The organism is Klebsiella michiganensis (assembly GCA_000963575.1).
Lineage (GTDB): Bacteria > Pseudomonadota > Gammaproteobacteria > Enterobacterales > Enterobacteriaceae > Cedecea > Cedecea michiganensis_A.
On record CP011077.1, the window covers coordinates 3,122,931 to 3,135,006 of the forward strand.

Here is a 12,076-nt window from a genome sequence, read left to right on the forward strand (position 1 = left end):
AGAACCGCCATGCCTTACCGCTACAGGGTTGCCACCGTTTATCTGCTGGGCTTTTTTCTCGACTTAATCAATATGTTTATCTCCAGCGTCGCCTGGCCAGAAATGGGGAGAGCGCTAAATGCATCCGTTGCCGAACTGGCGTGGATAAGCCACGGTTATCTTTGCGGTCTGACGCTGGTTATCCCCTGCAGCGCATGGCTAACGCAGCGGCTGGGCGCCAAACGCCTGTTTATGCTTTCACTTGCGCTCTTTACGTTGGGTACGCTGGCTTCTGGCCTCGCTCCTGGCCTGAACGCGCTAGTCGCGGCGCGTATTTTACAGGGCGTGGGCGGCGGGCTGCTCATCCCCGTGGGCCAGGCGCTGACCTGGCAGCTTTTCGCGGTGCATGAGCGGGCAAAGCTTTCATCGGCAATCATGCTGGTCGCACTGCTGGCTCCGGCGCTTTCGCCCACTGTTGGCGGATTGCTTGTGGAGTCCTTCGGCTGGCGCTGGATATTTCTTTCGAGCCTGCCGCTGGCACTGCTCACGTTAGCCCTCGCGGGACTTTGGCTAACATCCACAGAGCGGCAGGCAGCCCGGACGCCGCTGGACGTCAAAGGGCTGATACTGGGATCGACGGGGCTGTTCGCTATTTTGCTGGGCGTCACGCAGGCCAGCAACGAGGCAACGCATGTGTCGGCCCTGCTGTGGCTGGTCACCGGAATGCTTATTCTGTGGCTGTTCATACGCCGCAACGGCAGGCAACCTTATCCACTCTTCAGTCTGGCGTTGCTGGGAGATCCGCTGCTGCGCTACGCGATGCTCGTTTACCAATGCATTCCGGGTATTTTTATGGGCACCAGTCTGGTCAGTATTGTTTACCTGCAAACGCAGCTAGGCATTTCGGCTAGCCATACCGGAATGCTGATGTTGCCCTGGGCAATAGCCTCTTTTGTTGCGATTTCATTTACCGGCAAGATGTTTAACCGCCTCGGCCCTCGCCCGCTGATAACCGCCGGAGGATTGCTTCAGGCCACGGGAATTTTACTGCTCACGCAAATCAATTCCGGAGAGCAAACCTCGTGGCTGGTCGCCGCTTACGCGTTAATGGGCCTGGGGGGAAGCCTTTCCAGCAGCACGGCGCAGAGCAGCGCTTTTATCTCTATTCCTGCGCAGGCCATGCCCGAAGCCAGCGCGCTGTGGAACATTAATCGCCAGCTTAGCTTTTGCTTTGGCGTAGCGCTGCTGAGCCTGCTGCTGACCGTATTACAGGCGATGATGCCCGCACCTCAAGCTTATCTTTTTACGTTTAGTCTTGCCGCCGCCGGGACGCTGGCCCCGCTGATTTACTCTTTACGGCTGAATAACCAGCACATTAAAAATCAACTTACCCAAAAGGAATACTGAGCGATGAATATCTGGTTCAAAGAAGTGATTGAGGCTCACGTGGCCATTGAGCAGTGGCTTGGCGCGGGCCAGGGAGAACTGGAAACGCTGCTGGCCCGCTTTACGAAAGATTATTCCATGGTCGCGCTCAGTGGAGCAAAGCTGGATCACCCCGCGCTTTGTGGCTTTTTTAGCGCCAGCGGGGGCAGCCGTGAAGGGCTGAGAATAGAGGTGGATAACCTCACGTTGCTGGACGAATGGCCGCATGGCGCCACCGTACTTTACCGCGAAACACAAACCCTGAACGGCTCCACCACCGTGCGCTGGTCTACGGTTATTTTCCGGATGGAAGGTGGCGAAGTATTGTGGCGCCATTTGCAGGAAACCGGGCAAGTTTAAAACCGGCCGGGCGGTGAACGCCGCCCCATCCCATTACAGCGCGATATTGAAGTGTGTGCCGTCCGGTAGCTCGATATCCAGCTTAACCTTCCCGCCCGCCGCCTCGACGTAACGCTTGAGGGAAGAGAGTTTTATATCACGGCCCTTTTTTTCCATTTCGGCGACGGTGGGTTGCTTCACGCCCAGCTTCTGCGCCATCTCGTTCTGCGTTTTTCTAACTTTATCGCGGAGTTCAGCCAGATGGATATTCAGCAGCATTTCGTTGGCCATGGCCTGTGCCGCGGCCACCACTTCGGGTTTTTCTTCGGCCAGCAGCTGTTCTGGTGTTCGACCCATTCTGTTTGTTCCTTTTCCGTTAACTGTTTCAGATGAGCTGCAAATTCCTTATCAGCCCGAGGAATCATGACACGCGGCTCTTTCATGTTCGCGTATTGCGACCCTCTCACGGTGTTAACGTAAGGCCTGCTTAGCAAAGGGCCCCTGCGCTTTAGCAACACCATTGATGCTATAACACAGGCTTTGGTTGCATCATCCGATGCCGTAAACCAGGCATCAAACGTATCCGTCATTTTTATCAACCACATGCGACATTCTTTTCAAGATAGGTTAAATGCTATATAGGCACAAGCCTATATCGTGGATTATCTGTGCAAAAATGCAGCGAATCAGGGCACTGATTCAACATGTCCGAGCAGGCTTCAAGTATTTTTTGACGTGTGCGGGGCGTTGCAAAGCGAATGGAAAATGACTCGCAGATGTAAAAATGGGCGAGATGATCTCGCCCATTTTGAGTACAGCTTAAGCTTTTACGCGGCGGGCAATGATGTCGTCGGCCACGTTGCGCGGCGCTTCGGCATAATGATGGAACTCCATGCTGTAGGTCGCCCTGCCCTGAGACATTGAGCGCAGCGTGGTGGAATAACCAAACATTTCCGCCAGCGGGACATCGGCCCGAATGACCTGGCTACCAAAACGTTCTTCCATGCCCTGAACCATGCCACGACGGGACGAGAGATCGCCCATGATGTTACCGGCGTACTCTTCCGGTGTTTCCACTTCGACGTGCATGATCGGCTCCAGAATTACCGGAGCCGCCTTGCGCGCTGCGTCCTTGAAACCGAAGATCGCCGCCATTCTGAACGCCATTTCCGAAGAATCGACGTCATGGTAAGAACCGAAAGTCAGCGTGGCCTTGATGTCCACCACCGGGTAGCCGGCCAGCACACCGGTATTCATCGCTTCACGCAGCCCTTTCTCTACTGAAGGAATGAACTCGCGTGGGACCACGCCCCCTTTGGTCGCATCTTCAAACACAAAGCCAGTGCCAGGCGCAAGCGGTTCGAGCGTCAGCACCACATGACCATACTGCCCTTTACCGCCTGACTGCCGCACAAATTTCCCCTCAACGTCTTTCACCGTCTGGCGGATCGTTTCGCGGTAGGTTACCTGCGGCCGGCCAATGTTCGCTTCCACGCCAAACTCACGCTTCATGCGGTCCACGATAATCTCCAGATGAAGCTCGCCCATGCCGGAAATAATCGTCTGCCCGGACTCCTCGTCGGTATGCAGGCGGAAAGAGGGATCTTCCGCCGCTAAACGCTGCAGCGCGATGCCCATCCTCTCCTGGTCGGCCTTGGTTTTCGGCTCGATAGCGAGGGAAATCACTGGCTCAGGGAACTCCATCCGCTCAAGCGTGATCGCCGCATTCGGGTCGGTTAACGTATCCCCCGTGGTGACATCTTTCAGCCCTACGCAGGCGGCAATATCCCCGGCGCGCAGCTCGTCAACCTCATGGCGATCGTTGGCATGCATCTGCACAATGCGCCCAATCCGCTCCTTCTTGCCTTTCACCGGGTTGTAAACCGAATCGCCTTTACGCAGTACGCCGGAATAGACACGGATAAAGGTCAGTTGCCCAACGTACGGGTCGGTCATCAGCTTGAAGGCCAGCGCCGAGAAGGGTTCATCATCACTGGGATGACGTTCCGCGTGTTGCCCTTTTTCGTCCACGCCGTCAATGGCAGGAATGTCGAGGGGAGACGGCATCAGCTCTACCACCGCATCCAGCATGCGCTGCACGCCTTTGTTTTTAAACGCGCTACCGCACAGCATGGGCTGGATTTCCCCGGCAATGGTGCGCTTGCGCAGACCAGCAATAATATCCGCTTCGCTCAGATCGCCGGTTTCCAGATATCTGTCCATGAGCTCATCGTTAGCTTCCGCCGCCGCTGACACCATTTTTTCACGCCACTGTTGTGCCGTTTTCAACATGTCTTCTGGCACCGGAGCATAGCTGAACGTCATGCCCTGGGTAGCATCGTCCCAGATAATGGCGCGCATTTTGATCAGGTCCACCACGCCGGTGAAGCTCTCTTCAGCGCCAACGGGGATCGCGATGGGAACCGGGTTAGCTTTCAGGCGGTCAATCATCATCTGCACCACGCGGAAGAAATCAGCGCCCGGACGGTCCATTTTGTTAACAAAGGCCAGCCGTGGCACGCGGTATTTATTCGCCTGTCGCCAGACCGTTTCAGACTGCGGCTGTACCCCGCCCACAGAGTCGTAAACCATGACGGCACCATCCAGCACGCGCATGGATCGCTCCACCTCGATAGTGAAGTCTACGTGTCCCGGCGTGTCGATGATGTTGATACGGTGCGGTTCGAAACCGCGATCCATACCCGGCCAGAAGCAGCTCACCGCGGCGGATGTAATGGTAATACCGCGCTCTTGCTCCTGAGCCATCCAGTCTGTCGTTGCTGCGCCATCGTGAACTTCACCCAGTTTGTGACTCATGCCGGTGTAAAACAAAATACGTTCAGTCGTGGTTGTTTTACCGGCATCAATATGGGCAGAAATACCAATGTTGCGATAGCGTTCGAGAGGGATGGGTCGGGGCATGATGTGTCCTTAGTCTTTTTGACTGTTAAGCGACGGCCAGGCTGGCCGCCAGATTTGTTCGCCAACATCATAGTACAACTGTACGAGTATATTCGAACAATTTGAGCTATCGTTAATCTCGATACACCTGAAGCTCGTCAACTTTGTTATAGTAGCCGGCCGCCGTGCCGCTACCGCCTACAGGAAGAGTATGATCGCCAACCACCCGGAACGAGAACAAATCCGCCTTGAAAATGTGCTTTTTGCCCTGGGCAATCCTTTGCGGCTGGAGATTGTCAGGCAGCTTGCCGGAGGCGTTGAATTGACCTGCGGGGCTTTGCGTCAGGATGTGGCGAAGTCGACCATGACCCACCACTGGCGCGTTCTGCGCGATAGCGGCGTAATCTGGCAGCGCCCTCAGGGGCGTGAGAATTTGATTTCGTTAAGACGTGAAGATCTGGATGCGCGATTCCCCGGACTGCTGGAAACCTTACTGCGGGTAATGGTCACTCAGGCATAAAAAAACCGCCCTAAAGGCGGTTTTTTTGTTCGCTGAAGTTATTCAGGCTTGGTGTCAGCAACTTTCTGCTCGCCCATCACTTTCAGCTTCTTAGAGATCTCACGACGCTCTTTAGACAGCTCGGCGTTTTTGATGATGTAGTCATCCACGCGGTCTTCGTAGTCGGTTTTCATGCTGGCAATGATGCCCTGCACCGCTTCGATGCTCATACCCGGCTTGATGTAGTCGCTCAGGTTATCCAGCAACAGCACACGCTTTTGGTTGTCACGGATCTTTTTCTCTACGTCCTGAATTTCACGCTGCAGTTTGTTTTTACGACGGAACAGACGAACAAACTCCAGAACGTCCTGGAAGGTAGGTTTGATATTTTCCATTTTTACACCCCTGCTAAATTGGTACTCGGATTCGTTAAGACAACCGCCATAACCTTAGTAGTAGCGGTTGACGATTACAATTTTTTGTCAGTCTCACTAACGGGCTTGCCCTATCTTAACCTCAATTTCTGCTGAATCGAAACAAGCATTGTCATTTCTGTGCTTTACGCGCGCTATTTGCGCAGCGCGCGGCAAATGAGATGCGATAGTAGCTCAAGCTGGCGAGCCAGTTCGAGACTGAGCCAGACATAGCCGTGAATAGGCGTCTCCTGGAGTTGGCTGCCCTTGCCCGCCTCCATCAGCTGGCGCAGTTCAAAAACGATTTCGTTCAGCTTCTCGGTGTTGGCTGAGATAGGCGAAGGATTTCCTTCGTACAGCGCCTTCGCAATGGCCGACAGCGTTCGCTGCGTCATTTGCTGCGTGTCGCGCAGCGTACGGGCGTTGATCATCACGAAATGGCTTTCCCGGGTGGCCCAGTACGCGTTGATTTGCAGCTCAAGGGTACAGACCATATTACGGTTAATGGTCTGAATCGCCTCAAAGACTGATTTCTGAATGCGGGTTTCTTTGCCGGCGGGGCCAATCAGGGCGCGCATCTTAACCACGTCATTAAGGATTTTCTGCAGAGGCTTCTCAAGCCGTGGGCGCTCCACAAGGTTTGGCGAGAACCCCGCGGTATAAATTTTGCTGAACGCCTGCACGAAGGTCGCCATCTGGATACGCCAGTGGATAAACGCCCGCTGCGGGTAGACGCTGGTGAACAACATAGCCAGAAGAGATCCAAATATAACGTCGCCGCTGCGCCACAGCGCAATCTCCATGTCTCCCGGCGGCGCCCCGACAACCACGGAGAGCGTGATGCCGATAAGCAACGCCTGATAGGGGCGCTTACCCAGCGCCAGATAGCCGCACAGGAACATTGCCAGCCCGCACCAGATAATCATCAACGGCAGCGAAAAAAGCTCCAGCTTGAGGGCTATCAGCCCAATGGCCGCACCAAAAATTGTGCCACCGATACGCTGGAAGGCGCGCGGAACCACATTTCCCCAGAAAGAGATAGGCCCCATCACTACCACCAGCGTGATCAGCGGCCAGGTGCCTTCGGGGATGTTAAGCAGGCGAACCAGAACAAAGGTCAGCACAAAAGCAAGGGCGATGCGTATACCGTGGGCAACGCGATAGTTGCGGTAAATACGGATCTCAAACGGGGTCAGTGATTTGTCGGGACGCACACCCGGCTCTCCGGAATTAAAAAAGAAATTGTACTCGTTTTTCTCGCAAAGAAATCATATCGCCGGGTGCGGAGGGACTTTTGCGCGGAATATTTCACATTTCTTTGCTGAATATCAGAAATGGGCGGCAGACTGCCGCCCGGATTCAAAGACGCTAGCGCAGCCAGGGCGTAAAAGTCACCCCAACCAGCAGCCCTTCAGGGCTAAGCAAACGTGACACCGTTTGCCCCCAGGGTTCTATACGGTTATCCACCAGCATCCGGTAACCGGCCTGTTTTAGCACCGCTGTCGCCTGCCCGACATCTTCTACTTCAAATTCAACCCAGCTTTGGGGCGCGACAATGTGCTCGGGCCAGCTATCCACGCCGAAGCAGGATTGCGCCGCCTGAGCGAGCGGCCAGAGCGCGAAATGCTTCACGCCCTCCAGCTCGCCGTTTTCCGTGGCCAGATAGTCCTCGTTGCCCTCCATCGCTTTCAGCGGCAGGCCAAGAAGCTGCTGATAAAACCCGGCACTTGCCGCCACGTCGCGCGTAACAGGACCATACCCGGCGATAAATAAAACCTTCAATCCTGCGATAGCTTCCATCATGGTGCGCTCCTGTCAGACTTTAGCCACCGGGATATACATATCAATTTCCCATACCCCGGATGCCGAGCCGTCGTTGAGATAGATTTCGTAGCAGGGTTTACCGGTTAACCGATAGCCACCGTCAGCCTCTACCTGGTCAAAGAAGGTTTCCCATGCCTCCTGGAATGCTTCGTTTTTGACTATTGCATGCCCGATGGCGTAAGTATCGGCCTCGATGGCGGTGACGATAACGCCTTCACTGTTCTCCGGCAGTTTGAACTCTTCCGGCACGCCCAGCACCGTATCCACCCGGAGCTTTGCGGCCGGAACAACATCGGGATCATCATAGTAAACGGCCAGCCAGTCTCCGTTCAGGCCGTGGGTTTTCGCCCACATTGCCAGTTGGCCAAACCCTTGCGGAACCGTGGTTTCCCACGGCCCAACCAGATGAAAGCCGGCCACTTTACGCGCCGGAACATGCTGAACTTTAAACGTCATACCGCCTCCACGCTGATGAATAAATACACTGTACATTTATACACTGCATTTTTTAGAGGCGGGGCACAAGCTGCCAGATTTGGGAGCTGCTTCGCAGGAAATAGAAGTAAAAAAACCGCGCTAGTCGCGCGGTCGTTCACAATACAAAGGGTTAAAGCTTGCGGCTGATAAAGTCCCCGAGACGCGAAAATAGCCCGCCTTTCTCCACCGGCGTAAGGTTCACCAGCGGCCAGTGGGAGATAAGTTTGTCGCCATCAAACAGCTGAATTTCGCCCACCTGCGTATTGGCGGCCAGCGGCGCCTCCATATCCTGCTTGCTCAGCACATACTTTGCCTTGATGTTCGGGACTTCTGATTTAGGCAGCGCGAGGAAAACGTCCTGGTCCGGGCCAACATTGATGTCGGATTTATCGCCGTACCAGATGTGCTCGCTGCCGATAGATTTGCCTTTTTGCAAGACCTGCACGGTGTCGAAGTTATCCTGCCCCCAGTGCAGCAGCTTGCGGGCCTGCTCTTCACGTCCTTTTGAGCTAAGGCCACCCATAATCACCGCAATCAGGCGGCGCTGGCCCGACACGCTGGAGGCAATGATATTGAACCCCGCCGTCTCGGTATGCCCCGTTTTCAGGCCATCCACGTTCAGGGATTTATCCCACAGCAGGCCGTTGCGGTTTTGCTGGGTAATCCCGTTCCAGGTGAGGCTGCGCTCGCTGTACATGTGATAGAACTGAGGCTCACCGTGGATGATAGCGCGGGACAGAACGGCCAAGTCATAGGCGGAGCTGTGCTGCCCCGGCGCGTCCAGGCCGTGAACGGTTTCAAAATGGGTGTCGTGCAGGCCGAGCTGTTCCACATAGTGGTTCATCATGGCGACGAACTGCTTTTGCCCCCCGGCGACATAATCTGCCAGCGCAACGCAGGCATCGTTCCCGGAGTCGATGATCAACCCGCGGCTGAGATCGCGCACGGTCACCCGGTCACCGGGTTTAATAAACATCAGCGATGAGCCATCAAAGACCGGGTTACCTTTTGCCCAGGCGTCTTTCCCCACCGTCACCACGTCGTCCGGGGTAATACGTTTGCTGTCGATCGCGCGGTCAACCACATAGCCGGTCATCAGCTTCGTCAGGCTGGCCGGATTACGTTGAACGTGCTCATTACCCGCAGTCAGCACCTGCCCGGTGGTGTAATCCATCAGTACCCACGCGCCGGCCTCTACCTGAGGCGGCTGCGGCTGATGGGGGAAAGTATCATCAGCAAAGGCGGCATTGACGGAAAGAGACAAAAAGCTCAGGGCAACAAGCAGGCGGGTTTTCAACGGCATTTCCTCAAAGACTTAATTTACAGCGGCTCGTTTTACGGGAGTTCTTGTTAATTTGCTTCTTTAAATTGCAAGAAAATATGACATTTCATATTTAGCAATAAATATGAATGATATTTGTACGAAATATATTCCAGTCACAGGTTGTGATGCGTTTATTCCGATATTCCATGTTTGTGCGACATTCTGATTGTGGCAGCGTTGATTCATTTTTACTCTGACCGAAGAATACACAAATAAAGGTCATCGTATGGTGGAAGGTAAACGTTGGTCCCCTGAGCTGGAAGGGCTGCGAGGCCTGGCCTCGCTTTGGGTTCTGCTCGGCCACATTTGTCTGCTGGTGCAGTGTCGCATTCCCATTCTTTACGACCCGGGCATGGGGGTCGATTTATTTATTTTGCTGTCAGGATATTTGATGGCAAAAAATTATCAGGAGCGCAGGGAAAAAGAGCCGTGGAATAGCCCTGATACTTTTCGTAAATTCTGGCTACGCCGCTTCTTTCGCATCGCCCCGCTCTATTATCTGCTGCTGATCGTGGCGTTGATTTTTGGCAGTTGGTTTGGTGAAATGCGCGATATTATTGCCAGCGCCTGGCCGACAACCGCCACCGCCAGCAGTCGCTATGCCGACCACTCCGCACTGAATATTTTCAGCCATCTGACGTTTATTTTCGGCCTGTTACCGGCTTACTCTTTCCGTACCGTATTGCCGGACTGGAGCATCGGACTGGAGATGCAGTTTTACCTGCTATTCCCGTTCATTATGCTGCTGGTGATGCGCTACGGCTTTGCGGTTAGCGCCCCGCTGCTGATGGTTGTTTGCCTGGCGGCCCGCTGGCTTTTCCCGGACTACTTCGACGCCTTCCCGATGCCGGCCATGATCCTGATAAAGCTGCCGCTGTTTATCGCCGGAATGCTGATATCCCACGCGGTAATGCAAAGAAACCTGCGCTATTGCGCGCTGGCACTGCTCGCCCCGGTCATTGCCTGGCAGATGCATATCGCAGAAACCCACCTGCGGCTGATGGCAGAGTGCATTATGCTGGCGGGGATGACGCTGCTGCTCTGGCAGCCTGAAAAGGACTCTCGCCTGCGCCGAATCACTGCGGCCCCCCGCAGGTTACTCACCTGCCGGTTTAGCCTGTTTTTGGGCGATGTCTCATACTCGGTGTACCTGCTGCACCTGATGATTGTCATCCCCACGATCGGCCTGCTTGTCCGCTATACCAATTTTGCTCATCAACCCTCCCTGATTCGTTTTTTGATGGTGACGTGCCTCGTGCTGCCCGTTGTCTGGCTGATTGCCGTCGCGCTTTACCATAAGGTAGAAAAACGAGGCATCGCGCTGGGCAAACAGTTGTCTGGCAGAGCAGAAATGAAGTCCGGGAGGTCAGTATCTTAAACGCGCTTTTCCTTCTGATGCGCGGACAGATGGTTTACCATTGAGTCTGATGATAACTAGCTCAATGGTAACCTCTGTGTCCGATTCTGCCTCACTTGCTACCTTTCTGTTTCACGATTACGAAACCTTCGGCAAAAGCCCTTCGCTGGACAGACCGGCTCAGTTTGCCGCGATTCGCACCGACGGTGAATTTAACGTTATTGGCGATCCGGAAGTGTTTTACTGCAAGCCTGCGGATGACTACCTGCCTCAGCCTGAAGCCGTGATGATCACCGGTATAACGCCCCAGCAGGCGCTGGCACGCGGCGAGAACGAAGCGGCCTTCGCTAAACGCATTCACGACATCTTCACGGTGCCAAAGACCTGCGTGGTAGGCTACAACAACGTACGTTTTGACGACGAAGTGACGCGGAATATCTTTTACCGTAACTTCTACGATCCCTATGCCTGGAGCTGGCAAAACGACAATTCTCGCTGGGATTTGCTCGACGTGATGCGGGCCTGCTACGCCCTGCGCCCCGAAGGCATCGTCTGGCCGGAAAACGAGGACGGGCTGCCAAGCTTCCGCCTTGAACATCTCACCAAAGCCAACGGCATTGAACACGCCAACGCGCACGATGCCATGTCAGATGTTTACGCCACCATCGCGATGGCTCAGCTGGTGAAAACCCGCCAGCCGCGCCTGTTTGACTATCTCTACAGCCACCGCTCAAAGCAGAAGTTACAGACGCTGATTGATATCCCGCAGATGAAACCGCTAGTCCACGTATCCGGCATGTTCGGTGCCCAGCGCGGCAATACCAGTTGGATAGCGCCGCTGGCCTGGCACCCGGACAACCGCAATGCGGTCATTATGGTAGACCTGGCCGGGGATATCTCTCCCCTGCTGGAGCTGGATGCCAGCACCCTGCGTGAGCGCCTGTACACGCCCAAAGCCGAACTGGGGAATAGCGCGGCGGTGCCAATTAAGCTGGTGCACCTGAATAAGTGCCCGGTGCTGGCCGTCGCCAACACGCTGCGCCCGGAGGATGCTGAACGCCTCGGCATTAACCGCCAGCAATGTCTTGATAACCTGAAAGTGCTGCGCGAACACCCGGAAGTTCGTGAAAAAGTGGTGGCGCTGTTTGCCGAAGCCGAGCCGTTTGTGCCTTCCGATAACGTTGATGCCCAGCTTTACAACGGCTTCTTTAGCGATGCCGACCGGGCCGCAATGCGTATCGTGCTGCAAACAGACCCGCAGAATCTGCCGGCGCTGGATATTACCTTTGCCGATAAGCGCATTGAGAAACTGCTGTTCAACTATCGCGCGCGCAACTGGCCGGGCACGTTAAGCGAAGAGGAGCAAAACAGCTGGCTGCAGTATCGCCGCGACGTGCTTTCCCAGGAGGCCCTGCAGGCCTATGCCCTTGAGCTGGAAGCGCTGTACAACCAGTATGAAGGGGATAAAGAGAAAATGGCGCTGCTAAAAGCGCTGTTTGAATATGCCCAGTACCTGGTCGGTTAATCTTTCCTGCATG

12 protein-coding genes are annotated in these 12,076 nt (G+C 54.9%); 5 read left to right on the plus strand and 7 right to left on the minus strand.

Annotated features, from left to right (window positions below; translation table 11 throughout):
- Positions 1–9 precede the first annotated feature (9 nt).
- Both VW41_14470 and VW41_14475 read left to right on the plus strand, forming a co-directional pair.
- A complete protein-coding gene (locus VW41_14470; protein AJZ90134.1) occupies positions 10–1,386 on the plus strand; it encodes a DSBA oxidoreductase in 1,377 nt (458 codons plus the stop codon).
- A 3-nt stretch (positions 1,387–1,389) separates the two neighbouring features.
- Entirely contained in the window at positions 1,390–1,764 is a 375-nt protein-coding gene (locus tag VW41_14475) for a cytoplasmic protein (GenBank protein AJZ90135.1), read from the plus strand.
- Positions 1,765–1,797: 33 nt separating this feature from the next.
- On the opposite strand, the gene VW41_14480 is transcribed toward VW41_14475, so the two are convergent.
- Together VW41_14480 and fusA are read right to left on the minus strand one after the other, a co-directional pair.
- Entirely contained in the window at positions 1,798–2,100 is a 303-nt protein-coding gene (locus VW41_14480; protein ID AJZ90136.1) for a Cro/Cl family transcriptional regulator, read from the minus strand.
- Positions 2,101–2,562: 462 nt separating this feature from the next.
- Positions 2,563–4,665, minus strand: a complete 2,103-nt coding sequence (fusA, locus tag VW41_14485) for an elongation factor G (protein AJZ90137.1) — start codon at positions 4,663–4,665, stop codon at positions 2,563–2,565.
- A 190-nt stretch (positions 4,666–4,855) separates the two neighbouring features.
- Between fusA and VW41_14490 the strand changes: the two genes are divergently transcribed.
- Complete coding sequence (locus VW41_14490) at positions 4,856–5,164, plus strand: ArsR family transcriptional regulator (protein ID AJZ90138.1); 309 nt, start codon at positions 4,856–4,858, stop codon at positions 5,162–5,164.
- A 38-nt stretch (positions 5,165–5,202) separates the two neighbouring features.
- Here VW41_14490 and VW41_14495 read toward each other — a convergent pair whose 3' ends face one another.
- The 5 genes from VW41_14495 to VW41_14515 form a co-directional block, all read right to left on the minus strand.
- Positions 5,203–5,538: a hypothetical protein gene (locus VW41_14495; protein ID AJZ90139.1), complete on the minus strand. Its 336-nt coding sequence runs from the start codon at positions 5,536–5,538 to the stop codon at positions 5,203–5,205.
- 173 nt (positions 5,539–5,711) lie between these two features.
- Complete coding sequence (locus VW41_14500; GenBank protein AJZ90140.1) at positions 5,712–6,770, minus strand: membrane protein; 1,059 nt, start codon at positions 6,768–6,770, stop codon at positions 5,712–5,714.
- 154 nt (positions 6,771–6,924) lie between these two features.
- A complete protein-coding gene (locus tag VW41_14505; protein ID AJZ90141.1) occupies positions 6,925–7,359 on the minus strand; it encodes a glyoxalase in 435 nt (144 codons plus the stop codon).
- A 12-nt stretch (positions 7,360–7,371) separates the two neighbouring features.
- Positions 7,372–7,836 (minus strand): DNA gyrase inhibitor, encoded by a 465-nt coding sequence (locus VW41_14510; GenBank protein AJZ90142.1) that lies wholly within the window; start codon positions 7,834–7,836, stop codon positions 7,372–7,374.
- Positions 7,837–7,987: 151 nt separating this feature from the next.
- The gene (locus VW41_14515) at positions 7,988–9,154 is read right to left on the minus strand and encodes a D-alanyl-D-alanine carboxypeptidase (GenBank protein ID AJZ91988.1); all 1,167 of its coding nucleotides are present in this window, start codon (positions 9,152–9,154) and stop codon (positions 7,988–7,990) included.
- A 253-nt stretch (positions 9,155–9,407) separates the two neighbouring features.
- Between VW41_14515 and VW41_14520 the strand changes: the two genes are divergently transcribed.
- On the plus strand, positions 9,408–10,559 hold the full coding sequence (locus VW41_14520; protein ID AJZ90143.1) for an acyltransferase: 1,152 nt from the start codon (positions 9,408–9,410) through the stop codon (positions 10,557–10,559).
- 76 nt (positions 10,560–10,635) lie between these two features.
- A complete protein-coding gene (gene sbcB, locus VW41_14525; GenBank protein AJZ91989.1) occupies positions 10,636–12,063 on the plus strand; it encodes an exonuclease I in 1,428 nt (475 codons plus the stop codon).
- The last annotated feature ends 13 nt before the right edge of the window (positions 12,064–12,076 follow it).

Bases quoted from the DNA above. Each gene is read 5' to 3' on its own strand.
- VW41_14490 (AJZ90138.1), top strand. From the start codon at position 4,856: ATGATCGCCAACCACCCGGAACGAGAACAAATCCGCCTTGAAAATGTG.
- VW41_14470 (AJZ90134.1), top strand. From the start codon at position 10: ATGCCTTACCGCTACAGGGTTGCCACCGTTTATCTGCTGGGCTTTTTT.
- fusA (AJZ90137.1), bottom strand. From the start codon at position 4,665: ATGCCCCGACCCATCCCTCTCGAACGCTATCGCAACATTGGTATTTCT.
- VW41_14505 (AJZ90141.1), bottom strand. From the start codon at position 7,359: ATGATGGAAGCTATCGCAGGATTGAAGGTTTTATTTATCGCCGGGTAT.
- VW41_14475 (AJZ90135.1), top strand. From the start codon at position 1,390: ATGAATATCTGGTTCAAAGAAGTGATTGAGGCTCACGTGGCCATTGAG.
- VW41_14495 (AJZ90139.1), bottom strand. From the start codon at position 5,538: ATGGAAAATATCAAACCTACCTTCCAGGACGTTCTGGAGTTTGTTCGT.
- VW41_14520 (AJZ90143.1), top strand. From the start codon at position 9,408: ATGGTGGAAGGTAAACGTTGGTCCCCTGAGCTGGAAGGGCTGCGAGGC.
- VW41_14510 (AJZ90142.1), bottom strand. From the start codon at position 7,836: ATGACGTTTAAAGTTCAGCATGTTCCGGCGCGTAAAGTGGCCGGCTTT.
- VW41_14480 (AJZ90136.1), bottom strand. From the start codon at position 2,100: ATGGGTCGAACACCAGAACAGCTGCTGGCCGAAGAAAAACCCGAAGTG.